This is a genomic window from Mesorhizobium temperatum (genome assembly GCF_002284575.1).
Classification (GTDB): Bacteria; Pseudomonadota; Alphaproteobacteria; order Rhizobiales; family Rhizobiaceae; genus Mesorhizobium; species Mesorhizobium temperatum.
The window spans coordinates 104,796-131,541 of sequence record NZ_NPKJ01000015.1; the positions used below are offsets into that span (position 1 = coordinate 104,796).

Here is a 26,746-nt window from a genome sequence, read left to right on the forward strand (position 1 = left end):
ACACTGCAACGGTGGAGGTCAATAATTTCTTCATCTCATGTTCCCTTTCTCTGGTTTTTATCGGTCTTTTTTTGGTTTTCATCTGAGCTTGATGCGCGGGTCGATGAACGGTGCGACGGTGTCGGCCAGGAGATTGCCGAGCACGATGGCGAAGGCCGAAACCAGGGTGACACCCATGATGATCGGAATGTCGACCCGCTGGATGGCCTGCCAGGCAAGCTGGCCGATGCCGGGCCAGCCGAACACGCTTTCGACCACCACGATGCCGCCCATGAAGATGCCGATGTCGATGCCGATCATGGCGATGACCGGCAGGATGGCGTTGGGCAGTGCATGGCGGAAAATGATGGCGCCGCGCGCAAGGCCCTTGGCGCGGGCGGTCCGCATATAGTCCTGGCGCAGCACGTCGATCATCGACGAGCGCATCATGCGGGCGTACCAGCCGGCGCCGAGGATGCCCATGGTCAGCGAGGGCAGCACCAAATGGCGCCAGGTGCCGTAACCGCCGATCGGAAACCAGCCGAGCCGGACGGCGAATACATAAAGGAGCAGCAGGCCGACGACGAATTGCGGCGCCGAGACGCCGACAAAGGAAGCGACCATGAGTGTCTGGTCGGTGGCGGTGCCGCGCCTGACGGCGGCAAGCAGGCCCATCGTCAGGCCGATCGCCAGCTCGCAAAGGATGGCGCCGACCATCAGCAGCAGGCTTGCCGGCAGCCGCGAGACGATGAGCTCCGTGACCTCGGAACGCTGGATGTAGGAGCGTCCGAGATCGCCGCTGAGCAGGCTGGTCAGATAGTGCCAGTACTGGATGATGAAGGGCTGATCGAGGCCGAGCTGCCGGCGGATGTTCTCGACCGTCTCGGGCGTGGCGCTACGGCCGGCGATCTGTCGGACGGGATCGGCGGGCAGCAGGTAGAGCAATGCAAAGGTGATCAGCGACACGCCGAGCAGGATGAGCAGCGATTGAATGACGCGGCGGCCGAGATAGGCGATCATGCCCGGCCCCTTTGCGTCGGATCGAGGATGTCGCGCAGCGCATCGCCGATGAGGTTGAAGGCCAGCGCCAGCGCCAGGATCGCCGCACCCGGAAAGAAGACCAGCCAGGGTGCTGCCTGGAAATAGGTCTGGTTCTCGAAAATGATGTTGCCCCAAGATGCGGTCGGCGGCTGCACGCCGATGCCGAGATAGCTGAGCGTCGCTTCCAGAAGAACGGTGGTCGAGATGCCGAGCGTGCCCCAGACGATGATCGTCGGCAGCAGATGCGGCAGGATATGGCGAAACAGGATACGTGGCGCGCTTGCCCCGATCGTACGCTCGGCGTCGATGAACTCTCGCTCGGCGAGCGAGCTTGTCTCGGTGTAGATGACCCGCGCGGTCTGCACCCAGTTCACCAGTGCAATCACCATGGCGACGATCCACAGGCTCGGCTGGAGCACCGCCGCCAGGCAGATGGCGAGCAGCAGCGCCGGAAAGGCCATCATCAGATCGGTGAAGCGCATCAGCGCGCTGCCGATCCAGCCGCGGAAATAGCCCGCGGTGACGCCAACCAGCGTGCCGATCAGAAGCGCGACGCCGTTGGCGACGATGCCGATGACCAGCGAGGTGCGCGCGCCGAAAAGGATGCGGGTCAGCAGATCGCGGCCGAGCAGATCGGTGCCCAGCCAGAAGCTGGCATTCGGCGGCAAGGGCGCACCTTCAAGCGTCAGCCCGTCAAACATCTGCTCGTTCGGATCGTAGCCCGTCAGCCACGGCGCCAGGATGGCGCCAGCCACGACGACGGCAACGATCACCAGGCCGATCAATGCCAGAGGACGCTTGACCAGGCGCCGCCAGACGCCGGCGCGTGGCTTGACCGGCATGCGCCCGGTTGCCGGAAGATCAGGCGCGATGGGACTGGTCATCGCCGCCTTCTTCCGTCATCGCCACGATCCTGCGCGCGGCCTCCTCGACACTGATCTGCCAGCTCATCGCCAGCGACCGGAGCTGCGCATAGGCGCGGCCGTCCTCGGCGCCTTTCGACAAGGCCTCCACGGCGCGCACGATGGTCTGGCGCTCCGCGACGCGCAGGCGAAGCGACGATATCTCGCTTGCCAAAAGCTTGCGCGCCTCGAAACTTTGCCGCGCGATCAACAGGGCGCTGTAGACGCCGGCATTGCCGACCGGCTTCAGCAACTGGGCGTCGGCCTTGTGCGACAGCGCCCACTCGATGCGGCCTGGCGCTTCGGAGCCGATCAGCGCCACCAGCGGCATCGGCGCTTCGCCCGGCGTCCAGGGGAATTGTTCGTCGAAGCCGAGATCGGCATCGAAGAAGACGAAATCCGCCGCCAGCGCCGCGGCCGGCAGCTCCGGCCAGCAGCCGACCGTCTCGAGGCCGATGGCCGACAGTTGCCGCGTGATCGCCTGCACCGTCGGATGCGGACGATGCAGGACAAAGGCCCTGGCGCCGCCGAGATTCGGGATGCGCGGGATCTTGCTCACGACACCACCCTCAGCCGTGGGTGACCGAACGTCTCGGTCCGGTCATAGCGGGACAGGTAGGGGTCGGGCGCGACACCCTTGGTCACCAACACAGTCTTGAACGCGGTGCCCTCGATGCGCCCGATCTGCACCGGCAAGGTGGCGTGCTGGGTTTGCGGATCGATGGATATGTCGCCGAGCGGGGTTCGAAACGACGTTCCGGCAAAGGCCTGGGGAAGGTCCGGCCATTGTGCGCCGGGATTGCGGGCGAGGATCTCGGCAAGCGTACGCACCGAGGCATAGGCGGCCGCCTCGAAGGACGAGGCAGGCATGACGGAGGGCGCCGAATCGCCCTGGCGATCCGCTGCCGACATATCGTGAAAGTACGGCCCGACGGAAAGGTGGCCATTGCCCGCCTCGTTGAGCGCCGGCAACTCGCATTCGGTCAGATTGCAGGACAGGATCGGGCAGCGCTCCGGCCTGAAATGCGGGTCGCGCTTGGCGAGCTCAGCATAGGCCGCGATGAAGGCATAGGACGAGGAGCCGATCAGGTTGTTCAAGATGAAATCCGGCCGAGTAGCCTGGATCTCGGCGATCAGCCTGGAGACATCGACCTCGCCGAGCGGCAGGTAGCGCTCGCCCAGAACCTTGCCGCCGGCGTCGGCGATCAGGTCGCGGGCGACACGGTTGGTCTCCCAGCCCCAGATGTAGTTCGAGCCGAGCAGGAAACCGTTGGCGCCGAAGCGCGGCACGACATGGGCCAGCAGCGGGACGAGATGCTGGTTTGGACAAGCGTGCATGTAGACGACATGCTCGTTCGCTTCGAAGCCCTCATAGGGGCAGGCGTACCAGAGCGTGCCACCGGCGCGCTCGAGGATCGGAATGACCTCCTTGCGGCTCCATGACGTGATGCAGCCAATGATGTGGCGCGCGCCGCTGTTGGCGAGAATGTCGGCGCAGCCCGTCGCGTAGCCATCGATGTTGCCCTGCGGGTCGCGCTCCACCGGAACGAATTCGATCGGGATGGCGGGATCGGCGTTGACATCGGCGATGGCCGTCATCGCACCCGAACGGCAGGATTCGGACAGCAGGCGGTAGTTGCCCGATCGCGAGTAAAGGATGCCGATTTCGATACGCCGTCCCAAGCAAATCCCCAAAATAACAATGCCCCGCAGCCGCCGCCGCGGAAGGCGAGGCATACGAGGCATTTTTGCCGCCCGGCGGTCAGAGCCGGTATTTCCCCATTAGCGTATTCGGTACGGCGGGTCAGTCAAGCGGGAAAAGCGAGGGCCGGGAAAGTGACCGCGTTGCATCTGGTTGCGCGAAGGGGTCCCGCAGAGAACTCGTCCTATCTCAGCGGTGGGCGCGTTTCTCGTCCGTCGCCGCCCGGTCGATCGCCAGCCCATCCGTCGACAGGGAGACACCAAATTTTTCGCCAGCGTCCTCGGGCGTGTAGTAACCCAAGGCGACATCCCTCAGCACCAGTTCCGGATCGCGCGCCAGGGGATCGCCATAGCCGCCGCCGCCCGGTGTGCCGACGCGCACGCGGTCGCCGGCCTTCAGGGCGATGTCCTGCTCCTTGGAGAGGTGCGGCGGCACATGTTCCTTGCCATCGCGGAACACGGTCACCGTGTTGACCGCGCCGTCCTTGCCGCCGAGCGCGCCTTGCGGGCCGAAGCGGCCGTGGTCCATGACAAAGGAGGCGCGGGCGTCGCCGCGCAGGATCTCGACCTCATAGGCGAGCCCAAAACCGCCGCGATGCTTGCCGGCACCGCCCGAGCCTTCGCGCATGGCATAGTGGCGGTAGAGCACTGGAAAAGCCTGCTCCATGATTTCGACCGGCGGCGATTTTGAAATGCCAATGGTCGAGCAGCCATTGGTGAGGCCGTCGTGATCGGCATTGCCGCCATAGCCGCCGCCGGAGATCTGGTACATGACGTAGTCGCGGCCGCGGGCCGGGTCGTTGCCGCCGAGCGCGAAATTGCCGCTGGAGCCGGCGGGAGCTGCCGTCACCTTGTCAGGCAGCGCCTGCACCATCGCCGCAAACACCGCCTCGGCGATGCGCTGCGAAACCTCGGCCGCGCAGCCCGATACCGGGCGCGGATATTTGGCGTCGAGGAAGGTGCCTTCCGGCCGCTTGACGATCAGCGGCTCGAACGCGCCGGCGCTGATCGGCACATCCGGAAAAATATGGCGCATGGCGAGATAAACCGAGGACAAGGTCGTCGCCAAGACGCTGTTCATCGGCCCGGCGCAGGGTTTTGACGAGCCGGCGAAGTCGAAGCTGAGCGTATCGCCTTGTTTCTCCACCGCAAGCGCGATGGTCAGCGGCTCGTTCACCACCCCGTCGGAATCGACGAAGGCTTTGGAGCGGTAAATGCCATCGGGAATGGCTGATATGTTGGCGCGCATCTGTTCGGCGGCGCGGCGGCGCAGTTCGGCGATCGCCTCGACAACCGTTTCATCTCCGTAACGATCCAGGATTCCAAAGAGCCGGTCCTGGCCGATCAGCAGTGCCGCCGCCTGTGCGCGGATGTCGCCGATGCGCTGGTCGGCAACCCTGATGTTCGAGCAGATGATAGCGTAGATTTCAGGGTCGAGCACGCCCTTCTTGAACAATTTCACCGGCGGCAGCCGCAAGCCCTCCTGCTCGACCGCCGTTGCCGAGGCAGAAAAACCGCCCGGCACCGAGCCGCCGATATCGGGCCAGTGGCCGGTGTTCGACAGCCAGCAGAAAATCTTGCCGTCCCGGTAGACCGGCATGGCGAAGCGCACATCCATCAGATGGGTGCCGCCGAGATAGGGATCGTTGACGATGTAGATGTCACCGGGCTCAGGCGGCAGGCAGCGGCCGTCGGCGATCATTTCGATCACCGTTTTGGTCGAATACTGCATCACGCCGACAAACACCGGCAGGCCCTGGCTGCCCTGTGCGATCAGCGAACCATCGACGGCCGAATAGATGCCGTCGGAGCGGTCATTGGCCTCGGCGATAACGGGCGAGAAGGCGGCGCGCGAAAAGGTCAGGTCCATCTCGTCGCAGACCTGCTGCAGCGCCGCCTGGATGACCGAAAGGGTGATGGCGTCGAGCTTTTCCATCTCAGGCCCCACTAACCCACTCAATGCCGATGTCGATGATGATGTTGCCGTCGGCGTCCGAGCGCGCCCGGTCGCCGGGCTCGAGCACGGTGGTCGCGTCCATCTGTTCGAGGATCGCCGGCCCTGCGATGACGGCGTCGAGCGGCAGCTTTTCCCTAATATAGACCGGCGTGTCGTGCCAGCGCCCGCCATACCAGACCGGCCGGATTTCGCGCCGCGCCTCATCAAGCGTTCTGGCGCGCCCTGCCGGGTCGATCAGCCGTGACAGGTCGATCGCCGGCCGCACGCCGGTGACCGAGGTGTTGAGGTTGACCAGATTGGCGCGGATCTCCGGCAGCTCGACCTTGAAGCGGGCGAAATAGGCTTTTTCGAAAAGCTGCTGCAGCACCGCGCGCATCACCGAAGACGACGGCAGCGGCACGTTGATGATGTGGGTCTGGCCGACGAACTGCATGTCGGCGGAATGGGTGACGCGGATCGTCTCCGGCTTCACCGCTTCCTTGCCGATCAGCGCTTCGCCTTCGTTTCGGTGCCGTTCCAATATGGCGTGAAGCTGGGTTTCATCGAGCCCAGCCACCGGCTGGTTGACCGTGTTGACGAAATCGTGCCTGAGATCGGCGACGACGCAGCCGAGCGCATTGGTGATGCCCGGCCGCGCCGGCACCAGCACTTTGGGCAGGCCGAGCTCGCGCGCCAATGCTGTCGCATGCAGCGGCCCGGCGCCGCCGAAGGCGAACAGCGCAAAATCGCGCGGATCGTGGCCGCGTGACACCGAGACCATGCGGATGGCGCCGGCCATCTTCATGTTGCCGAGCCGCAGCACAGCGCCCGCCGCCTCGACGCCCGACAGGCCGGTGAGGCCGCCGATCCTGTCCTCGAATATACCGGTGACATGCTCAACGGTGACCGGGTTCTCGACCGCAAGCAGCTTCTTCGGCGCCAGCCGGCCGAGCACCAGATTGGCATCGGTGATGGTCGGCTCGTTGCCGCCGCGCCCGTAGCAGATCGGGCCGGGATTGGCGCCGGCGCTTTCCGGGCCGATCTGGATCAGGCCGGCCGCATCGACGCGGGCGATCGAGCCGCCGCCGGCGCCGACCGTGTGCACCGCCACCATCGGCACATGGATCGGCATCGCATATTCGATCTCGATCTCGTTCGACACCGCCGGTTCGGCATTGCGGATCAGCGCCACGTCGGTCGAGGTGCCGCCCATGTCGTAGGTGACCAGGTTTTCGAAGCCGGCGCGTTTTCCCGTATAGGCGGCGGCGATGACACCGGAGGCCGGGCCGGACATGACGGTCTTGGCCGACTCACGTGTGACAAAGCGGGCCGAGATCATGCCGCCATTGCCGTTCATGATCAGGAAGTCGCGGGCGTAGCCTTTTGATCCCAATTCCTTGCGCAGCCGCTCGACATAGCGCTCGAGGATCGGCTGCACCGAGGCGTTGACCGAAGCGGTGACGCCGCGCTCGAATTCGCGCGCTTCCGACAGCAGCGCATGGCCTGACGTGATGTAGCCGTTCGGCCAAAGCTCGGCGGCGATCTCGGCGGCGCGCCGCTCATGCGCCGGATTGGCGTAGGAATGCAGGAAATGGATGACGAGGGATTCGCAGCCGGCCTCGATCAACTGGGAAATCGCCGCGCGGATCTCGGCTTCATCGAGCGGGATGCGCACCGCGCCCGACGCCTCAACCCGCTCCGACACTTCAAGCCGCAGATTGCGCGGAATGATCGGGACGAAGCTGCCCGTCATGCCGTAGGCCTGCGGCCGTGTCCTCCGGCCAAGCTCGATGACATCGCGAAAACCGCGCGTGGTAATCATGCCGGTCTTGGCCAGCCGGCGTTCGAGCACGGCGTTGGTGGTGGTCGTCGTGCCGTGCACGATGAGATCGATGCCGCGGATGGGGAAGCCGGTGGCACTGAGCGCCGAAACGACGCCGAAGGCCTGGTTGTCGATAGTGGTCGGGGTCTTGGCGATATGCACCCGGCCGCCGTCCCGGCCGTCGATCAGAAGCAGGTCAGTAAAGGTTCCGCCGACGTCGATGCCGGCGACGACGCTGCCCGAGGAATCCAGCGTCTGCGCCGAAAAATTCTCTTCCATTGTCGAAACCCGAAATGTCAGGACTACAGATATGTCTCAGTTTGGAAAGGTGTTTCACGCTGGCGTCTTGACGCAAATATCATTTGTATACTAATAAATTCCGGACACAAGAGCTTACCGCTTCGCAGTGTGCAAACGGCACGCCGGAACCTGATCGGTTCGGGCGCGCAGGAGAAGGTTTGGCGTCAGCGCCCTCGGGTTGGCCAGAAGGTTAGGTTTGATGAACACCACATCCGCGCTCAACACCGCCGGCGCCCGGCCGCTGCAGTTCCCAATTCCGGCCAACGTCTATGCCGAAACCGTCGTCTCGGTGAAGCACTATACCGACCGGCTGTTTTCGTTCCGCATCACCCGGCCGCAGTCGCTGCGTTTCCGCTCCGGCGAGTTCGTCATGATCGGCCTGCCCAACGCCGAGAAGCCGGTGTTCCGCGCCTATTCGATCGCCAGCCCTGCCTGGGACGACGAACTGGAATTCTTCTCGATCAAGGTGCCGGACGGCCCGCTGACCTCGCAGCTGCAGAAAATCCAGATCGGCGACACCGTCATCATGCGGCAGAAGTCGACCGGCACGCTGGTGGTCGACGCGCTGACCCCGGCCAAGCGCCTGTTCATGATCTCGACCGGCACCGGCATCGCGCCCTTCGCCAGCCTGCTGCGCGATCCTGATACCTACGAGAAGTTCGAGCAGGTCGTCCTGACCCACACCTGCCGCGACAATGCCGAACTCACCTACGGCCAGGAGCTGGTTGCAGAGCTGGAGAACGATCCGCTGATCGGCGAACTGACTGGTGGCCGCGTCACGCTCTACAATTCGACGACGCGCGAAACCTCCGAGCGCATGGGTCGTATCACCGCGCTGATCGGCTCGGGAAAATTCTACAGCGATCTCGGCATCGACAAGCTAGACCCTGAGACCGACCGCATCATGATCTGCGGCTCGATGCATATGCTTAGGGATGTCAAGGAACTGGCCGAAAGCCTCGGCTTCCAGGAAGGCTCGCTGCATCATCCGGCGAGCTTCGTTGTCGAGCGTGCCTTCGTCGGCTGAGACACCGGGGCGCCGGCGACGTCCCCTAAAGTGGGTTTGACCATACGGTCAAAAATCTGCTGCTTTCGCGGCCTTTTTCAATTATGACCGCCTGAAGGACTCGTGAAGCGCTGCTTCACGGTCTATCTTCGGCATAAGTCGTCGAACGAAAGGGCAGGAGATGAGCAGCACCATCCGCGAAGCCGATCTCGGACCTTCCAAGATCACGCCGCTGCCGGCGCGCACCGCCGCCAATGCGCCGGCGCCGCAAGCGCACGGCATTGCCCGCAACCCCGGCATGAAACTCGATCTCGGCTTCATGGAATCGATGCGCAGCGTCAACCGCTCGGCGCTGGAACGGCGTGTCGCCAGCCTGACCAAGCGGCGCTCGATCAAGGCCGACAACCAGGCCGCCTGGCTGCTGCGCGCCGTCGCCTGCATGGACCTGACCACGCTGAACTCGAACGACACCGAAGAGCGCGTCCGCCGGCTCTGCGCCAAGGCGGTCAATCCGTTCCGCCGCGACATCGTCGAAGGCCTCGGCATTACGGGTGAAAAGATCCGCCCGGCGGCGGTCTGCGTCTATCACCCCTTCGTCGCCACCGCAGTCGATGCGCTGCGCGGCAGCGGCATCCATGTCGCCGCCGTATCCACCGCCTTCCCGCACGGCCTCACCCCGCTGTCGACGCGCCTGCAGGAGATCGAAGCCTCGGTGAAGGACGGCGCCGACGAGATCGACGTCGTCATTCCGCGCGGCCTGGTATTCGGGGCGAAATGGCAGGAACTCTATAACGAGATCGTCTCGATGCGCGCCGCCTGCGGCGAAGCGCATCTCAAGGTCATCCTCGGCACCGGCGACCTCGCGACGCTGCGCAACGTCATGCTCGCCTCGATGGTGGCAATGATGGCGGGCGCCGATTTCATCAAAACCTCGACCGGCAAGGAAAGCGTCAACGCGACGCTGCCGGTCGGCCTCGCCATGGTGCGCGCCATCCGCGCCTATTTCGAGGAGACCGGCTATCTCATCGGCTTCAAGCCGGCGGGCGGCATTTCCACGGCAAAGGCATCGCTCGACTGGCTGGTGCTGATGAAGGAGGAGCTCGGCCGCCGGTGGCTGGAGCCGGACCTGTTCCGCTTCGGTGCGTCCAGCCTGCTAACCGACATCGAGCGCCAGCTCGAACATCACCTGACCGGTCACTATTCGGCCAATCATCGCCACGCGATGGCGTGATTTTCGGGAGCGCTCCATGAACATTCTCGAACGCTATCATGCCATGGACTACGGCCCGGCGCCGGAGGCCCGCAATGAGACCGATGCCTGGCTTGCCGCGCGCGATTTCGGCAAAGCACTGTTCGTCGGTGGCGACTGGAAAGCAGCCGGCGGCGGCAGGACCTTCGACACAAGCGACCCGTCTTCGGGAAAACTGCTGGCCAAGGTTTCGGATGCCGGTGCTGCCGATATCGATGCGGCGGTTTCGGCCGCCACAAAAGCGCTGCCGAAATGGAGCGCCAGCTCCGGCTACAGCCGAGCGAAAGTGCTCTACGCCATCGGCCGCGCCATGCAGCGCCACCAGCGCCTGTTTGCGGTGCTTGAATCGATCGACAACGGCAAGCCGATCCGCGAAAGCCGCGACATCGACGTGCCGCTGGCCATCCGCCATTTCATCCACCATGCCGGCTGGGCGCAGGCGCTGGACAAGGATTTCCCGGATCAGAAGGGCGTCGGTGTCGTCGGCCAGATCATCCCGTGGAACTTCCCGCTTTTGATGCTGGCCTGGAAGATCGCGCCGGCGCTGGCCGCCGGCTGCACCGTGGTGCTGAAGCCGGCCGAATTCACGCCGCTCACCGCCATCCTGTTCGCCGAGATCTGCGAACGATCAGGCGTGCCGAAGGGCGTCGTCAACATCGTCCAGGGCGGGCCGCAGGCTGGCGCGGCCATCGTCAACCATCCCGGCGTCCAGAAGATCGCCTTCACCGGCTCGTCCGAGGTCGGCAAGATCATCCGCAAGGCGACTGCCGGGTCTGGCAAGAAACTATCGCTGGAACTCGGCGGCAAGTCGGCCTTCGTCGTCTTCGAGGATGCCGATCTCGACAGCGCCGTCGAGGGATTGGTCGACGGCATCTGGTTCAACCAGGGCCAGGTCTGCTGCGCCGGCTCGCGCCTGCTGGTCCAGGAAGGCATCGCCGATGCCTTCATCGCCAAGGTCAAGACGCGGATGAGCCGGTTGCGCGTCGGCAGCCCGCTCGACAAGAACACCGATATCGGCCCGCTGGTCGACCTGACCCAGCTCGATCGCGTCAGGGGTCTGGTCGCCGCAGGCGCCAAGCAGGGCGCCGTCTGCTGGCAGCCGGACGTGGCGCTGCCGTCCTCCGGCTATTACCATCTGCCGACGCTGGCAACAGGCGTTTCGCCGGCCAACATCCTGGCGCAGGAGGAGGTGTTCGGGCCGGTGCTGGCGACCATGACCTTCCGCAACACCGAGGAAGCGATCGAGCTTGCCAACAACACGCGCTACGGGCTGGCCGCCTCGGTGTGGAGCGAGAACGTCAACCTTGCGCTGCACGTCGCGCCGCAATTGAAGGCCGGTGTCGTCTGGGTCAACGGCACCAATATGTTCGACGCCGCCTGCGGCTTCGGCGGCTACCGCGAAAGCGGTTTTGGCCGCGAAGGCGGGCGCGAGGGCATGTTCGAATATCTCTCGGCAAAACTGCCGCTCGGCCCGGCCATCAAACCGGCAGTGGCTGCTGCCCAGTCGATCGAGCGGGCGGAAGGCGACGCCATCGATCGCACGGCAAAGCTGTTCATCGGCGGCAAGCAGGTCAGGCCGGACGGCAATTATTCGATTGCCGTCGCCACCGCCAAGGGCAAGCTTGCCGGCGAGGTTGGTCTCGGCAGCCGCAAGGATATCCGCGACGCCGTCGCGGCCGCACGTGCCTGCAAGGGCTGGCCGGAGGCGACCGCCTATAATCGCAGCCAAGTGCTCTACTATCTGGCCGAGAACCTGTCCGGTCGTGCCGACGAATTTGCCGCGCGCCTCACGGAGCTTACCGGCGCCACCGCCAAGGCCGCGCGCGAAGAGGTCGAGATGTCGATTGAGCGGCTGTTCCTCTATGCCGGCCTGACCGACAAGTTCGAAGGCCGTGTCCACCAGCCGCCGGCCCGCGCCGTCACCTTGGCACTGCATGAGCCGGTCGGCGTCGTCGGCATCGTGGCGCCCGACAATGCGCCCCTGCTTGGCCTGATCTCGCTGGTGGCGCCGGCGCTCGCCATGGGCAACACAGTGGTCGCGGTGCCTTCGGAAAAATATCCGCTGGTTGCCACCGATCTCTATCAGATCATAGAATATTCCGACGTTCCGACCGGCGCCATCAACATCGTCACCGGCCGCAGCGCCGAGCTCGCCGGCGTGCTGGCCAAGCACGACGATGTCGACGGGCTCTGGGTTTTCGCCGATGCCGAGACCTGCGACAAGGCCGAGGCCGACTCTGTCGGCAATCTCAAGCGCGTCTGGACCGGCAACGGCCGCAGCCTCGACTGGACGTCGACCGAGGCCGCCGGCGATGCCTTCCTGCGCCGTGCCATCGAGGTCAAGAACGTCTGGGTGCCCTACGGCGACTGAACGGTCGCCTTCGCGCGGCGTCGGACGAGAAGCGTTCGGGCTTGACGGCAGAAATGATGTTCTTTACCGAGAAAAAACATTTGCCCCTAAGCAAACAGCGATACAGGCGGCATGATAGTGCCTATCTGGCACATTGCGCCTTGGCCGCGGGCCGGTAAAAGCCGGGCGGCCACAGAGGAGAAAAGCATGGCGGATCTGGCAGGCAAGATCGTTGTCGTCACGGCGGCGGCACAGGGCATCGGCCGGGCGAGCGCGCTGGCTTTCGCCAAGGCAGGCGCCGTCGTCCATGCTACCGACATTAACGAGGTGATGCTCGCCGAACTTGGCAAGACGCCCGGCATCAAGACCCGCAAGCTCGACGTGCTGAACGACGAGGCTGTGACGTCGGCCTTCGCCGAGATCGGCGCCGTCGACGTGCTGTTCAACTGCGCCGGCTTTGTCCATTCAGGTTCGATCCTCGAGATGAAGGACGCCGATCTCGACTTTGCCTATGATCTCAACGTTCGCTCGATGATCCGCACCATCCGCGCCGTGCTGCCCGGCATGCTGGAGCGCGGCGACGGCTCGATCATCAACATGGCGTCGCTGGCCGGCTCGACCAAGGGCGTGCCAAACCGCTTCGTCTATGGGCTGACCAAGGCTGCCGTCATCGGCCTGACCAAATCGGTTGCCGCCGACTATGTCGGCAAAGGCATACGCTGCAATGCCATTTGCCCCGGCACGGTCGAAAGCCCGTCGCTGCAGGACCGCATGCATGCGCAGGGCGACTACGAGGCAGCCCGCGCCGCCTTCATCGCCCGCCAGCCGATGGGCCGCCTCGGCACGCCCGAGGAAATCGCCGATCTCGCCGTCTATCTGGCCGGCGCCACCTATACGTCGGGACAGGCTTATAATATCGACGGCGGCTGGTCGATCTAGGAGTCTGAAAATCCTATTCCGCCGGGCGTCTGGCGGCGTCTGCGCTTGCCTAGGCTCACGTACTTTAAGTACGCTCCGCTCCGGTTCTCGAAAACCACGCCATTCGCCTCAGCGGAGCGAGTTTGCAAACGGCCTCTGGTCGCAACTGGGAGAAAAATTGCATGAAACTGCTGCGCTATGGCGAGGCGGGGAGCGAACGCCCCGGCCTCCTCGATGCGGATGGAACGATCCGCGACCTCTCCGCCCATGTCACCGACATTGCCGGCAAGGCGCTCGACCCGGCATCGCTTGAGACATTGTCGAAGCTCGATCCGCAATCGTTGCCGGCGGTTTCCGGCAAGCCGCGCATCGGCGCCTGCGTCGCCGGCACCGGCAAATTCATCTGCATCGGCCTGAACTACTCCGATCATGCCGCCGAGACCGGCGCCATCGTGCCGCCGGAGCCGATCATTTTCATGAAGGCAAGCTCGGCCATCGTCGGGCCAGACGACGACGTGCTGATCCCGCGCGGATCGGTGAAAACCGACTGGGAAGTCGAGCTTGGCGTGGTCATCGGCAAGACCGCGAAGTACGTAACCGAGGCCGAGGCGCTGGACTATGTCGCCGGCTATTGCGTCGCACATGACGTTTCCGAACGCGCCTTCCAGGCCGAGCGACAGGGCCAGTGGACCAAGGGCAAGAGCTGCGACACCTTCGGGCCGATCGGTCCGTGGCTGGTGACCAAGGACGAGGTCAAGGACCCGCAGAACATTCCGATGTGGCTGAAGGTCAACGGCAAGACGATGCAGAACGGCTCGACCAAGACCATGGTCTATGGCGTCGCCTACCTCGTGTCCTATCTCAGCCAGTTCATGTCGCTGCATCCGGGCGACATCATCTCGACCGGCACACCGCCCGGCGTCGGCCTCGGCATGAAGCCGCCGGTCTTCCTGAAGCCCGGCGACTTCGTCGAGCTCGGCATCGAAGGGCTGGGCATGCAGAAGCAGACGTTCAAGGCGGACGAGTAGTGGCGCTCTGCCTTCTCCCCTTGTGGGAGAAGGTGTCGCCGAAGGCGACGGATGAGGGGTGCTCCAGCTTGGCACCGACCGCACTCCGTCCAACACCCCTCTTCCGTCTCGGCGCTGCGCGCCGATCCACCTTCTCCCACAAGGGCAGAAGGAAAGGAGGCGCTTACTTCAGCACCTTGCCATCGGCCCCGAACCGATAAGTCTTCGCCGGATCCGGCGTCGCGTAGAGCGTAGCACCGGGTTCGGCATTGTAGACGCCGAAGATGCGCACGGTGATCAGCCCGGCCTTCTCGCAGTCGAGATAGAGGTTGGTGTCGGCGCCGAGGTGCTCGGCATGGACGACCGTGCCTTTCCAGGCCCCGGATTTCGCATCGACGGTCAGGTGCTCGGGGCGCACGCCGATGGTCTTGGCCGTCTCGCCAAGCCTGGCACCATCGACGAAATTCATCTTCGGTGAGCCGATGAAGCCGGCGACGAATTCATTCGCCGGCGAATTGTAGAGTTCCATCGGCCCGCCGATCTGCTCGATCTTGCCCGCGTTGAGCACGACGATCTTGTCGGCCAGCGTCATCGCCTCGACCTGGTCGTGGGTGACATAGATCATCGTCGCCTTCAGCCGGCGATGCAATTGCGCGATCTCCAGCCTGGTGTTGACGCGCAGTGCTGCATCGAGGTTGGACAGCGGCTCGTCGAACAGGAAAAGCTTGGGCTCACGCACCACGGCGCGGCCGATGGCGACGCGCTGGCGCTGGCCGCCGGAAAGCTCGGCCGGGCGCCTTGCGAGATAGGGTTCCAGCGACAGCATCGAGGAGGCGATGCCGATGCGGCGGTCGATCTCGGCCGCCGGCGTGCCCGCCTGCTTCAGGCCGAGGCCCATATTGTTCTTCACCGTCAGATGCGGGTAGAGCGCGTAGGTCTGGAACACCATGGCGATGCCGCGCTTGGCCGGTGGGGTTGCGGAGACGTCCGCCCCGTCGATGACCACGCGCCCCGAGGTCGAATCCTCCAGCCCGGCGATGACCCTGAGCAGGGTCGACTTGCCACAGCCGGAGGGGCCGACGAAGACGACGAATTCGCCATCGGTCACTTCTAGGTTGATGCCCTTCAGCACCTCGACCGGCCCAAAGGCCTTCTTCACATTCTCGATATTCAGCGAACCCACGGCTTCGTCCCTGTTCTAGAGTTTGACTGGTCTAGAGTCTGATTGGGGCGCCGCTGCGCACGCTCTCGTCGGCGGCAAGGCAGACGGCGAGCGACTTCACCGCGTCGTCCATGTGGCGGGAGAGATCAAGATCCTCGCGGATCGCCTTGAGCAGAAAAGCCTGCTCGAGATCGCAGAGATCCTGATGGCCGGGCTCACCCTCCATCGACAGCATCTCATCCGGCTTGGCGAACTTGCCGTCCGCGCCGGTCGCCGCACTGTGCAGGCGGATGGTCGAGGTCTTGGTGTGGGTGTCGATGTCGTCGGATTTGGCGCCCTCCTTCATGACGATCGACACGCAGCCATTGGGCGAGATCACGTCCTTCACAAAAAAGGCCGTTTCCGAGATCATCGGCCCCCAGCCGGCCTCGTACCAGCCCACCGAACCGTCGTCGAACAGCACCTGCAGGTGACCGTAATTGTACATCGTTGGCGCAATCTCGTCGGTCAGCCTTAGCCCCATGCCGCGCACCTCGACCGGCCTGGCGTCGGTGATCTGCAGCATCACGTCGAGATAGTGAACGCCACAATCGACCATCGGCGACGTCGTCTGCATCAATTGCTTGTGCGTCTCCCAGCTTTGGCCTGAGGATTGCTGGTTGAGGTTCATGCGAAACACGTAAGGACCGCCCAGTTTTCGCGCCTCGGCGATCAGCCTGATCCAGGACGGATGATGGCGCAGGATGTAGCCGATCACCAGTTTTCTGCCGTTGGCCTTGGCTGCGGCGACGACGCGTTTCGCATCCGCCACCGTCGTCGCCAGCGGCTTTTCGACGAAGACATGGCAGCCGGCCTCTAACGCCTTCACGGCATAGTCGACATGGCTGTCGGAATAGGTGGCGATACAGGCGATATCTGGTTTTTCGTCGCGCAGCGCCTCGTCGAAGGAGCGCCTGATGCCATAGCCGGAAAGCCCGGCCGGCAACGGCACATCCGAACGGTTGACAAGTGCGGCGATCTGGAAGCCCGGATTGGTGTGATAGGCCAGCGCATGGCTGCGGCCCATATTGCCGAGCCCGGCGACGACGACACGAAGAGGTTCAGCCATTTCAGCTCGCCTTTCCCTGCATACGGGCTTTCAGGGCCACCATCACAGTCGGCCCACATTCATCGGCGACCTGCAAAGCCGCCTGTTCTGTTTCGCAACGTGCCAGAAGTCCGAAGCCATATTCATCGACACCGTCCTTGATCAGTGAAGATCTGTGATCGTCCGGCATCGGGTGGTCCAGATCGAGTGCATCCGTGAATGCCTTCGACTGCTCGCCTTCCATCCGGGAATTGACGCGCCAGCGAATATGACAGTTGTATTCTTTCGGTCGGCGCTCCGCCCCTAACCGCGTCAGCCAGACAGCGGCATTGAGATAGAACTGTGGTCCCCAGGCAGACTTCTGAACGTTAAGCAGGCAGACCGTTTCCGGCCACTCGCGGTAGTAATTCGTGGCGCGCACGCCTCGAAATCCATGGCGGTTTGCCGTCTCGGCAAGGCTCTGGACGATAATGTCTCGACCCTCGCTCACTTGACCGCTCCCGAAGTAATGCCGCGGATCAGCTGCCGCGAGAAGATGACGTAGAGGATCAGCACCGGCATGATCGCCAGCGAAAGTGCGGCCAGGATCGCGTTCCAGTTGGTGACGAACTGGCCGAGGAACAGCTGCGCGCCGAGCGTCACCGTCTTGGTTTCCTCCGACGGCGCCAGGATCAGCGGAAACCACAGATCGTTCCAGATCGGGATCATGGTGAAGACGGCAACCGTTGCCATCGATGGCCGCACCAGCGGCAGCACCAGCCGAAAAAAGATCGTGTATTCGGACAGGCCGTCGATGCGCCCGGCATTCTTCAGATCGTCGGATACCTGCTTCATGAATTCCGACAGGATGAAGACGGCGAGCGGCAAGCCTTGCGCCGTGTAGACCAGGATCAGTGCCGTCAGGGTGTTGACCAGCCCGCTCATCACCATCAATTGCAGGATGGCGACGGTGGCGAGGCGGATCGGGATCATGATGCCGAGCGCCAGGTAGAGCCCCATCAGCGAATTGCCGCGGAAGCGGTATTCCGATAGTGCGAAAGCCGCCATCGCGCCGAACAGGAGCACGAAGAACAGCGAGGCGACGGTGACTACAAGGCTGTTCTGGAAATAGTGGATGAAATCGCCCTGCCCGATCACGGTGGTGTAGCCGATCAGGTCGAAGGTTTTCGGGGTCGGCGGCGCCAGCGGCGCGCCGAAAATCGCGGCGCGCGACTTGAACGAATTGACGATGACGATGATCACCGGAAGCAGTGCGATCACCGTGTAGGTCAACAGGACCGCATGGGCGCCGATGGTGCGGGGCAGGGAGCTGGTTGTCATGCTCATCTTACGCCTCAGAACTGGTAGCGACGCAGGCGCGTCTGAACGAGGAAGAGGTAGACACAGACGCCGCCAAGGATGATCAGGAACATCATCGTGGCAATCGCCGCGCCCATATTGGGATCGCCGATCTGCAACTGGAACCCGAAGAAGGCGCGGTAGAGGAAGGTGCCGAGGATGTCGGTTGAATAGTTCGGCCCGGCCAGCGCGCCTTGCGCGGTATAGATCAGGTCGAAAGCGTTGAAATTGCCGACAAAGGTCAGGATCGAGATGATGCCGATCGACGGCAGGATCAGCGGCAGCTTGATCTTCCAGAACTGCGACATGCCGGTGATGCCGTCGCATTCGGCGGCTTCGATCACCTCCTCGGGGATGGACAGCAGTGCCGCATAGATCAGCATCATCGGGATGCCGACGAACTGCCACACCGAGATCAGGCTGAGCGTGGTCAGCGCATATTGCTCCTTGCCCAGCCACGGCGTGAACAGGCTTTTGAGGCCGACGAGATCCATCAGGTTCGGCGCCACGCCCCACAGCGGCGACAGGATCAGCTTCCAGGCGAAGCCGACGATGACGAAGGACAGGATCGTCGGCACGAAGATCGCCGTACGGTAGAAGGCGGAGAATCTCAGCCGCGGGCTGGACAGAAGTGCCGCCAGCAGGACGCCGATCGGGTTCTGCACCAGCATGTGGATGATGAAGAACCAGACATTGTTCCGCAGTGCATTCCAGAAGCCCAAGGACCAGTTAGGATCGCCGAACAGCGTGCGGAAATTTGCCAGTCCCACGAAGACCTGGGCCTGGTCGATGTTGCGGAACAGCGAGAGCTGCAGCGTGCCGGCCAGCGGCAGGATCATGATTGCCGTATAGACCAGCACTGCCGGCGCCAGAAAGACGCCGATATGCCAGCGGAACGGTCGTTTCGGTGCTGCGGCCATGAGTTCGGTTCCCGCCGATCAGGTGTTGCAATTGCCGCCAAAGGGCGCGGCACCTCCCTCCCCCTCGAGGGGAGGGTGCCTCGCGAAGCGAGGCGGGTGGGTCGGCCAAGGCAGTGCGCCATCGTGGTTTCGATCGTGCTTTCCAGCAACGATCAGGGTCGCAGCCTGCCTTCACCGACCCCTCTGTAGCCTTCGGCGCTATCCCCACTCGAGGGGGGGAGATAGCGCTTCGCCGGGCTCTTACTTCGCCGGCTTATACCAGCTGTCGAGACCGTCCTGCAGTTTCTTGGCGGCAGCTTCCGGCGTATCGGTGCCGTTGATGACGTTAGCCGACTCAACCCATGTCTCGTTTTCGAGGTTCGGCGTACCGCGGCCCAGGATCTGGTAAGTCGAGCGGATCGTCGACTTGCACTTGTCGCGCCAGGAGACGAATTCCTGCGCCAGCGGGTCTTCCATCTTCACCGGGGTGTTGTTCAGGCTGAAGAAGCCCGGCAGCGCGTTGGCATAGATGGTGGCAAAATCAGACGAGGCGACCCAGGACAGGAAGGTCTTGGCCGCATCCGCGTTCTTCGACGCCGCATTGAGGCCCATGCCGATGTCGGTGTGGTCGGAGATGTAGCAGGTGTCGCCGGCCTTCTGCACCGGCGGCGGGAACGCGCCCATCTTGAACTGCGCCTGCGTGTTGAACAGGCCGATCTCCCACGAGCCGGCCGGGTAGATGGCGGCGCGGCCAAGCGTGAACAGGTTCTGGCTGTCCGGATAGGTCTGCGCCTCGAAGCCGTCGCCGAGATAGGGCTTCCACTTGGCGAGTTCGGCAAACGGCGCTACCCACTGCGGATCGGTCAGCTTCTGCTCGCCCTTGATCAGTGCGGCGCGGCCTTCCTCGCCCTTCCAGTAGTTCGGGCCGATGTTCTGGTAGCCCATGGTGGCGGCTTCCCAGAGGTCCTTAGTGCCCATCGCCATCGGGATATAGGTGCCGTCGGCCTTGATCTTGTCGAGCGCGGCGTAGAATTCCTCATTCGTGGTCGGCACCTTGATGCCGAGCTGGTCGAAGGCGTCCTTGTTGTAGATGAAGCCATGGATGACGGAAGCCATCGGCACGCAGAATGTCGCCTTGCCGTCGTCGGTCTGCCAGGCCGACTTGGCCACGTCGGAGAAGTTCTCCATGCCAGGCAGCGTCGAGATATCGGCGAGATTGCCCTTCTTGAAGAGTTCCAGCGACTTGTCGAACGGGCGGCAGGTGATCAGGTCGCCCGCCGAGCCGGCGGCGAGCTTGGCGCCGAGTGCGGCGTCATATTCGGTCGGCGCCGACGGCGCGAACACCACCTTGATGCCCGGGTTCTTGGCCTCAAAAGCCGGGATCAGCTTGTCCTTCCAGATGGCAAGGTCGTCGCCGCGCCAGCTTTCGATGTTGAGCGTTACGTCCTGGGCATAGGCCATTCCGGCTGAGCCGAGAATGCTGGTGCCGAGAAGAAGTGCCGTCAGTAGTTTCGTTGTCATGCTCAGTCTCCCTGTTGACCTTTTTCAGGTTCGGTTTTGAGAACAGAGGCTTTCTGCCTCATGCTCCCCTCGATCGCGGAAAGGGCCGGGCGCAGCTTCTGGCCGGTCCCTTCCAGTATCTTCTCGGCCGCATCGGCGTTGGCAGCACCTGCGGCGAGCAGAATGGCGGTCTTGACGACGCCGCCACTCTTCTCGAGCAGACGCGCCGCATCGTCCCTATCGCGTCCGCTGATGGCGGCGACGATGCGTGCCGCGCGGTCGCGCAGCTTGATGTTGTCGGCCATGAGATTGACCATGTAGCCGTCATGGACATGGCCAAGATGGATGGCGGCCAGCGTTGACAGCATGTTGAGCGCGATCTTCTGGGCAGTGCCGGCGCCCATGCGCGTCGAGCCGGCGATCAGCTCCGGCGGTGTTTCGAGCAATATGGCAACTTCGGCCAGCCGAAGCAGCGGCGCGTGCTTGTTGTTGGCGATGGCGATGGTCGCCGCCCCCCGGGCCCGGGCTTCCTCGATCGCCCTCACGGCATAAGGCGTCGAGCCGCTGGCCGAGACCGCGATCAGGCAGTCGCCCTCGCCGATGCCGGCAGCGGCAACCGCCGCCGAGGCTTCGTCGGTGTCGTCCTCCGGCCCACCGGCCAGTGTCTTGAAGGCTTCGTCGCCGCCGGCGATCAGGATGGCGATACGGTCGCGCTGAATGCCGAAGGTGCCCGGCAGTTCCAGCGCATCGGCCAGCGCCATCAGGCCCGAGCTGCCGGCTGCCGCGTAAGCGAGCGTGCCGCCGCTCTTTAGCCGGCTGGCGATGATCTCAGCTGCTTTGGCGATGGCAGGAATGGCGCCGCGCACCGCCTTGGCGGCCTCGATCTGCGCATTGGCCAAAGAGGAAAGGATGGCGTCCGGAGCCTGGATGTCCAGCCCCTCGGCATTCTGGTGAAGCGCTTCGGTGCGCGTTTCGGCCATCCGCTTTCCCTCCAATCCAGAAAACAATACCAAAAAAATACCACTTGTCCACACGCATTAACGACTTCCCTGCCCTGAAATCGCCGTGTTGGCAAAATGCGGTGGTTTTTCAATCAAATACGCCTTAATCTTTTTGAAACGGAAATTAAGCCTTGGCTATTGGTATTTTATTGGTATTATCCGCCCGGAGGAGAAATCGTGTGAATTTCGTGCTTGGCATCGATGGCGGCGGCACCAGCTGCAGGGCGGCCCTTGCAACAGTCGACGGCACCGTCGTTGGCCGCGCCAAGAGCGGCGCCGCCAACATCCGCACCGATCTCACCGGTGCCAGGGCCAACATCGTCGAGGCGGCAAGGCAGGCCTTTGTCGCGGCCGGACAGGACCCCGAACTGATCCCGCAGACCCCGGCCATCCTCGGCCTCGCCGGCGCCAATGTCGGCACCTACAGGCAGCAGCTCGAAGCCATCCTGCCGTTCAGCGTCAGCCGTGTCGAGACCGACGCCGAGATCGCCCTGGAAGGCGCGGTCGGCTCCGGTGACGGCGCCATGGCCATCCTCGGCACCGGCACCGCCTATATGGCGCGCAGACATGGCAAGTCGCGCGCCATCGGCGGCTGGGGTTTCCAGGTCGGCGACCAGGGCAGCGGCGCCCGCATCGGCCGCGACCTGCTCGAACAGACGCTGCTTGCCTATGACGGCATCCGCCAGGGGTCGCCGCTGACGCAGGCCATGCTCGCCATCTTCCGCGACAATCCTGAGGATTTGGTCGAGTTCACCACCAACGCCAAACCCGGCGATTTCGGCGGCTTCGCGCCAAAGGTCTTCGACCATGCCGAAAAGGGCGACGCCGTCGCCAACTGGATCCTCGACAAGGCGGTCGCCGACGTCGAGGCAGCACTTGGCGTGCTCGATCTCGGCGACGACGATCCGCTCTGCCTGCTTGGCGGGCTGGCGCCGCTCTATGCACCACGTCTGTCGGCACGCTACCGGGCGCTGCTGAAGCCGCCGCTCGACGATGCGCTGGGCGGCGCAGTGCAGATGGCGGTGCGCGTTTTCTCGAGTGCGGCGGAGGCGGCGCGATGAGCGAAGCCGCCGACCAGATTTTCGCCATGCTGAAACAGTCGGCGCAAAGCGGCGCACCGCTCTATCTGCAGCTCAGGAAGAGCATCGAGGACGCGGTCAATCGCGGCCTGATCGGGCCGGGCGATGCGCTGCCGTCCGAGCGCGACATCGCCAGCAAGGCCGACATTTCGCGGGTCACCGTGCGCAAGGCAGTGCAGGATCTGGTCAAGGGCGGCATCCTTGTCCAGCGTCACGGCTCCGGCACCTTCGTCGCGCCGCGGATGGAGCGCGTCGAGCAGTCGCTGTCGCGGCTGACGTCTTTCACCGAGGATATGGCGCGGCGCGGCATGGCGGTGCGTTCGGCCTGGCTCGACCGCGGCCTCTATGCGCCCTCGCCGGACGAGATGATGGTGCTCGGCCTGTCATCGAACGAACTGGTGGCGCGGGTGGCGCGCCTGCGCATTGCCAACGATACGCCGCTGGCGATCGAGCGCGCCGCACTGTCTGCCAGCGTGCTGCCCGACCCGGCAGGAATTGGGTCCTCGCTCTACGCTGCACTGGAAACGACCGGCCTCCGGCCGGTACGGGCGGTGCAGCGCATTTCCGCAGCCAATCTCGGTGGCGACGACGCGCGGCTGCTCGAAGTGCCGTCAGGTATTGCCGGCCTGCACATCGAGCGTATTTCCTATCTGGCGAGCGGCAAGGTGATCGAATTCACCCGCTCCATCTACAGGGGCGACGCCTATGATTTCGTCGCCGAGCTCCGGCTGAGCGGGCCGGGCGAAGAGGGCCGGCCATGAGCGCAGTAAACACCCAAATGGAGATTACCCATATGCGGCGCGAGATCGAGGAGATCCCGGAAGCCACTGCCCGCCTGCTCGACGGTTCGGCGGCGGTGCTGACCGAGGCCGGGCGCGGCATTCGCGAGCGCGATCCGCATTTCATCGTCACCGTGGCGCGCGGCTCCTCCGACCATGCCGCCACCTTCATGAAATATGCCGTCGAGCTGACCGCCGGTCTCGCCGTCGCATCGATCGGTCCGTCGATCGCTTCGATCTACGGCGCCAAGCTCAAGCTGGCCGGCTCGGCCTGCCTGGCGATCTCGCAATCGGGCAAGAGCCCGGACATTGTCGCCATGGCGCAAGCCGCGAGAGCCGGCGGTGCCCTGACCGTCGCCATCACCAACACCGCCGATTCGCCGCTGGCGCGCGCCTCCGATTATGCGATCGACATCCTGGCCGGCCCGGAACGCAGCGTTGCGGCGACCAAGACCTTCGTCAATTCGGCCGTCGCCGGCCTCGCCTTGATGGCGCATAGCACCGGCGACGATAAGCTGCTGGCAGCGCTCGTCCGTTTGCCGGAGCAATTTCGCAAGGCGATCGCCTGCGACTGGATGGCGCTGGCCGGTGCGTTGGAGACGCCGAAATCGCTGTTCATCCTCGGTCGCGGTCCGTCCGCTGCGATCGCCAATGAAGCGGCGCTGAAGTTCAAGGAAACCTGCGCCATGCATGCCGAGGCCTATAGTGCTGCCGAAGTCATGCACGGCCCGCTGGCGCTGGTCGGGCCTGATTTTCCGGTGCTGGCGCTCGCCGCCCGCGATGCTTCCGAGCCATCGGTCGCCGAGGCCGCCGACAGCCTGGCGGCCAAGGGTGCGGCCGTCTTCGTGACTTCGGACACGGCGAAAAGCGCTCAGCACCTGCCGCATGTCGCCACCGGCCATCCGTTGACCGACCCGCTGGCGCTGATCGTGTCCTTCTATGGCTTCGTCGAGGCCTTTGCCCGTCATCGCGGTCTCGATCCGGACACGCCGCCCAATCTTCGCAAGGTGACGGAAACCATATGAGCGACCGTTTTGCCCTGACTGGCGCCCGGATTTTTGACGGCGACGACTGGCACGACAACGCTGCCCTTGTCGTGCGAGACGGTCTCGTCGAGGCCATCGTTGCCACCGGAGCCGTTCCGTTCGGCGTCGAGCGTATCGAAACCGGCGGCGGCATGCTTGCACCGGGCTTCGTCGACCTTCAGGTCAATGGCGGCGGCGGCATCATGCTCAACGACCATCCCGATGTCGCTTCGATCGAAACCATTTGTCGGGCGCACGCGCCGTTCGGCACGACCGCGCTGTTGCCGACGCTGATCACCGACACGCCTGAGATCACCGCCGCGGCGGTTGCCGCCGGTGCGGAGGCCGCGCAGCAGAAGGTGCCGGGCTTTTTGGGCCTGCATCTCGAAGGCCCGCATCTGTCGATCGCCCGCAAGGGCGCGCACGATCCGGCATTGATCCGGCCGATGCTGGATGCCGACCAGGCGATGCTGATTGCGACGCGAAAAACCCTGCCGGTGCTGCTGACCACTGTAGCGCCGGAATCCGTCGACACCGTGCGCGTTTCGGCGCTCGTCGAGGCCGGCATCGTCGTCAGCCTCGGCCATTCCGACACCGGCTATGCCAAGGCGCGCGCGTTCGCCGATGCCGGCGCAGCATTGGTCACCCATCTGTTCAACGCCATGAGCCAGATCGGCAATCGTGAGCCGGGTCTGGCGGGTGCCGCCATCGATACAGGCACATTGTTTGCCGGCATCATCGCTGACGGCATCCATGTCGATCCCGCCACCTTGGCCATCGCGCTGCGCGCCAAGCAGGGCCCGGCAAAAATTTTCCTGGTCACCGACGCCATGGCGACGATCGGCACCGATATGACCTCGTTCACGCTGAACGGCCGCACCATCTATCGCAAGGACGGCAGCCTGCGGCTTGCCGACGGGACGCTGGCGGGCGCCGATCTCGACATGATCTCCGCCGTGCGCTTCGTCCACCGAGTTGTCGGACTGGAGCTTTCGGAGGCGCTGCGCATGGCTTCGCTCTATCCGGCGCAGGCGATCGGCCAGTCGCACCGGCTCGGGCGATTCGCCAACGGCACCGCTGCCGATATCATTGCGCTGTCGGACGAATTGGACGTCAAGGGCGTCTGGATAGAAGGCGACAGGGTTTTCGAGGCCGGTGTCGCAAAGGGCGCCTAAGGTATCAGCCGTTCGGCCGGCAGCCTGAAGCGGGTGGGTTGCTCATATGTCCCTCTTGTCCTCAATCCCCTGAGCTTGCGCCGGAAGCCGCGGCGCGGCCCGGTCTCGCCGGTTCGGCAGCAGGCGGCGCACGGCGGGCGCGGCCGCCACATCGTTCCTGGCGGCGAACAGCTCGTGGTTCTTCTCTATATCGTCAAGCTTGTAGCGATAATTGACCATCAGGCCATGCGCCTGACGCAAGGCGCGGGGCGACAGGTCGCCGAAAAGATCGATGCGCTCCAGCCGCGCGCCATTACCGAGATGGAACCGGGCGACCGGATCGATCACCTTGCCGGAGGCGGTGCGGGCTTCGAGGAAATACTGTGCCGCAAGAGGAAGCAGAGCCTGGCCCGCGCGGTCGCGCGCGGCAGCGTCCGCATGCCAGCCCTCGTCGGCGACGAGGTCTAACACTTCGGCGGCGGAGGGGATGGTTTCAGCCTGCTCGGCCAGCCAACGGGCAAAGCCCGGCACCGGGGACAGCGTGACGAAATCGGTCAAGCCGGGAAGGTCGCGGCGCAGGTCCTCGACCACCTGCTTGATCAGGAAATTGCCGAACGAGATGCCGCGCAAGCCCTCCTGGCAGTTGGAGATGGAATAGAACACCGCCGTCGTGGCCTCCCGTGGCTGCACCAGCGGCCGCTCGTCAGCAAGCAGCTCGGCGATCGTCGTCGGCATCGCCCGGGTGAGCGCGACCTCGACGAAGATCAGCGGCTCGTCGCCGAGCTGCGGATGAAAGAACGCATAGCAGAGCCGGTCGTCGGGTTCGATCCGGCGGCGCAGATCGTCCCAGGTGTGGATGGCGTGCACCGCCTCGTAGCGGATGATTTTTTCCAGGATGTTGGCCGGGGTCGACCAGTCGATCCGCCGCAGCACCAGGAAGCCGCGGTTGAACCATGACGACAGGAGGTGCGTGAAATCGGCATCGACGATGGCGAGATCGGGCGATATGGGCAGCCGGGCAAGCAGATCCTCGCGCATGCGCACCAGCGTCTCGATGCCGCCGGGCGCCAGGTTCAGGCGGCGCAGGAGCTCCTGCCTGGCCGGCTCGGCGGCGGCGTGCAGGGCAAGTGCCGAGCGATCGTCGGGCTCGGCGCGATAGGCATCCACCGCGGCGGCAAGCCTGGCATGATCGGTGCCGAAACGATCGCGCAGCACACGCAGGAAAGCCAGCCTTCCGTCGGTGCCGAGGGTGCGCCAGCGCTCCAGGATTTCCCTTGCATAAGCGACACCCGATGCCTCGCCCTGGCTGGAAAGCAGACGGGCGCACAGACGTGCCAGGCTGTCGGCCGAAACCGGCTCGTCACCGCGAACGAGGTTCAGCATCATCCGGCCGCGGTCGGCGATGGTGTTCAGCAGGTCAGCGAAGAAAGGGCTGCGGTTCATCGATCCCAACCGTCGAAGAGGAGCCTGCGGGAGGGTCCGGAGAGGCATGAGGGTGAGACAGAGAATAT

23 protein-coding genes are annotated in these 26,746 nt (G+C 64.2%); 9 read left to right on the forward strand and 14 right to left on the reverse strand.

Translation table 11 applies throughout. From position 1 onward, the window contains the following. Window positions 1-78: 78 nt before the first annotated feature. From CIT26_RS03495 to CIT26_RS03520, 6 genes are all read right to left on the reverse strand, one after another. Window positions 79-999 carry an ABC transporter permease gene (locus CIT26_RS03495; protein WP_095491260.1) on the reverse strand — a complete coding sequence of 307 codons (921 nt, stop codon included), beginning with the start codon at window positions 997-999 and terminating at the stop codon, window positions 79-81. After that, window positions 996-1,904, reverse strand: a complete 909-nt coding sequence (locus tag CIT26_RS03500; protein WP_095491261.1) for an ABC transporter permease — start codon at window positions 1,902-1,904, stop codon at window positions 996-998. Before CIT26_RS03500 ends, CIT26_RS03495 begins: the two co-directional genes overlap by 4 nt. Next, the gene (locus CIT26_RS03505) at window positions 1,882-2,481 is read right to left on the reverse strand and encodes an ANTAR domain-containing response regulator (RefSeq protein ID WP_095491262.1); all 600 of its coding nucleotides are present in this window, start codon (window positions 2,479-2,481) and stop codon (window positions 1,882-1,884) included. The genes CIT26_RS03500 and CIT26_RS03505 overlap by 23 nt, the downstream gene beginning before the upstream one ends. After that, window positions 2,478-3,605, reverse strand: a complete 1,128-nt coding sequence (locus CIT26_RS03510) for a transporter substrate-binding protein (RefSeq protein ID WP_095491263.1) — start codon at window positions 3,603-3,605, stop codon at window positions 2,478-2,480. The genes CIT26_RS03505 and CIT26_RS03510 overlap by 4 nt, the downstream gene beginning before the upstream one ends. A gap of 208 nt (window positions 3,606-3,813) precedes the next feature. Next, window positions 3,814-5,559, reverse strand: coding sequence for a hydantoinase B/oxoprolinase family protein (locus CIT26_RS03515; RefSeq protein WP_095491264.1), 1,746 nt, complete (start codon window positions 5,557-5,559; stop codon window positions 3,814-3,816). 1 nt (window position 5,560) lies between these two features. After that, a complete protein-coding gene (locus CIT26_RS03520; RefSeq protein ID WP_095491265.1) occupies window positions 5,561-7,660 on the reverse strand; it encodes a hydantoinase/oxoprolinase family protein in 2,100 nt (699 codons plus the stop codon). Between the two features lie 220 nt (window positions 7,661-7,880). On the opposite strand from CIT26_RS03520, the gene CIT26_RS03525 reads away from it, so the two are divergent. The 5 genes from CIT26_RS03525 (at window position 7,881) to CIT26_RS03545 (ending at window position 14,232) form a co-directional block, all read left to right on the forward strand. After that, window positions 7,881-8,708 carry a ferredoxin--NADP reductase gene (locus CIT26_RS03525; protein WP_095491266.1) on the forward strand — a complete coding sequence of 276 codons (828 nt, stop codon included), beginning with the start codon at window positions 7,881-7,883 and terminating at the stop codon, window positions 8,706-8,708. A gap of 160 nt (window positions 8,709-8,868) precedes the next feature. Then, a complete protein-coding gene (gene deoC, locus CIT26_RS03530) occupies window positions 8,869-9,918 on the forward strand; it encodes a deoxyribose-phosphate aldolase (protein ID WP_095491267.1) in 1,050 nt (349 codons plus the stop codon). A 16-nt stretch (window positions 9,919-9,934) separates the two neighbouring features. Further along, a complete protein-coding gene (locus tag CIT26_RS03535; RefSeq protein WP_095491268.1) occupies window positions 9,935-12,307 on the forward strand; it encodes an aldehyde dehydrogenase family protein in 2,373 nt (790 codons plus the stop codon). A 186-nt stretch (window positions 12,308-12,493) separates the two neighbouring features. Continuing rightward, a complete protein-coding gene (locus tag CIT26_RS03540) occupies window positions 12,494-13,225 on the forward strand; it encodes an SDR family oxidoreductase (RefSeq protein ID WP_095491269.1) in 732 nt (243 codons plus the stop codon). 161 nt (window positions 13,226-13,386) lie between these two features. Beyond that, window positions 13,387-14,232 (forward strand): fumarylacetoacetate hydrolase family protein, encoded by an 846-nt coding sequence (locus CIT26_RS03545; protein WP_095491270.1) that lies wholly within the window; start codon window positions 13,387-13,389, stop codon window positions 14,230-14,232. Between the two features lie 163 nt (window positions 14,233-14,395). On the opposite strand, the gene CIT26_RS03555 is transcribed toward CIT26_RS03545, so the two are convergent. The 7 genes from CIT26_RS03555 to CIT26_RS03585 form a co-directional block, all read right to left on the reverse strand. After that, the gene (locus tag CIT26_RS03555) at window positions 14,396-15,394 is read right to left on the reverse strand and encodes an ABC transporter ATP-binding protein (protein ID WP_095484638.1); all 999 of its coding nucleotides are present in this window, start codon (window positions 15,392-15,394) and stop codon (window positions 14,396-14,398) included. 31 nt (window positions 15,395-15,425) lie between these two features. Beyond that, window positions 15,426-16,481 (reverse strand): Gfo/Idh/MocA family protein, encoded by a 1,056-nt coding sequence (locus tag CIT26_RS03560; RefSeq protein ID WP_095491272.1) that lies wholly within the window; start codon window positions 16,479-16,481, stop codon window positions 15,426-15,428. Between the two features lies 1 nt (window position 16,482). Then, a complete protein-coding gene (locus tag CIT26_RS03565; RefSeq protein WP_095491273.1) occupies window positions 16,483-16,950 on the reverse strand; it encodes a DUF4304 domain-containing protein in 468 nt (155 codons plus the stop codon). Beyond that, entirely contained in the window at window positions 16,947-17,786 is an 840-nt protein-coding gene (locus CIT26_RS03570; RefSeq protein ID WP_095491274.1) for a carbohydrate ABC transporter permease, read from the reverse strand. The genes CIT26_RS03565 and CIT26_RS03570 overlap by 4 nt, the downstream gene beginning before the upstream one ends. 8 nt (window positions 17,787-17,794) lie before the next feature. Next, window positions 17,795-18,718: a carbohydrate ABC transporter permease gene (locus CIT26_RS03575; protein WP_095491275.1), complete on the reverse strand. Its 924-nt coding sequence runs from the start codon at window positions 18,716-18,718 to the stop codon at window positions 17,795-17,797. Window positions 18,719-18,958: 240 nt separating this feature from the next. Continuing rightward, window positions 18,959-20,218, reverse strand: a complete 1,260-nt coding sequence (locus tag CIT26_RS03580; protein ID WP_095491276.1) for an ABC transporter substrate-binding protein — start codon at window positions 20,216-20,218, stop codon at window positions 18,959-18,961. A gap of 2 nt (window positions 20,219-20,220) precedes the next feature. After that, a complete protein-coding gene (locus tag CIT26_RS03585; RefSeq protein WP_095491277.1) occupies window positions 20,221-21,177 on the reverse strand; it encodes an N-acetylmuramic acid 6-phosphate etherase in 957 nt (318 codons plus the stop codon). Between the two features lie 200 nt (window positions 21,178-21,377). Here CIT26_RS03585 and CIT26_RS03590 point away from each other — a divergent pair, with 200 nt between their 5' ends. The 4 genes from CIT26_RS03590 to nagA are packed head-to-tail and all read left to right on the forward strand — an operon-like array spanning window position 21,378 to window position 25,256. Continuing rightward, a complete protein-coding gene (locus tag CIT26_RS03590) occupies window positions 21,378-22,259 on the forward strand; it encodes a glucosamine kinase nucleotide-binding domain-containing protein (RefSeq protein ID WP_095491278.1) in 882 nt (293 codons plus the stop codon). Then, window positions 22,256-23,038 carry a GntR family transcriptional regulator gene (locus CIT26_RS03595; protein WP_095491279.1) on the forward strand — a complete coding sequence of 261 codons (783 nt, stop codon included), beginning with the start codon at window positions 22,256-22,258 and terminating at the stop codon, window positions 23,036-23,038. Before CIT26_RS03590 ends, CIT26_RS03595 begins: the two co-directional genes overlap by 4 nt. 32 nt (window positions 23,039-23,070) lie before the next feature. Then, on the forward strand, window positions 23,071-24,081 hold the full coding sequence (locus tag CIT26_RS03600; protein WP_206072718.1) for an SIS domain-containing protein: 1,011 nt from the start codon (window positions 23,071-23,073) through the stop codon (window positions 24,079-24,081). Next, on the forward strand, window positions 24,078-25,256 hold the full coding sequence (gene nagA / locus CIT26_RS03605) for an N-acetylglucosamine-6-phosphate deacetylase (protein WP_095491281.1): 1,179 nt from the start codon (window positions 24,078-24,080) through the stop codon (window positions 25,254-25,256). The genes CIT26_RS03600 and nagA overlap by 4 nt, the downstream gene beginning before the upstream one ends. 42 nt (window positions 25,257-25,298) lie before the next feature. Here the strand turns inward: nagA and CIT26_RS03610 are convergent, their stop codons facing one another. Continuing rightward, window positions 25,299-26,678: a malonyl-CoA decarboxylase gene (locus tag CIT26_RS03610; RefSeq protein WP_245319074.1), complete on the reverse strand. Its 1,380-nt coding sequence runs from the start codon at window positions 26,676-26,678 to the stop codon at window positions 25,299-25,301. Between the last annotated feature and the right edge of the window lie 68 nt (window positions 26,679-26,746).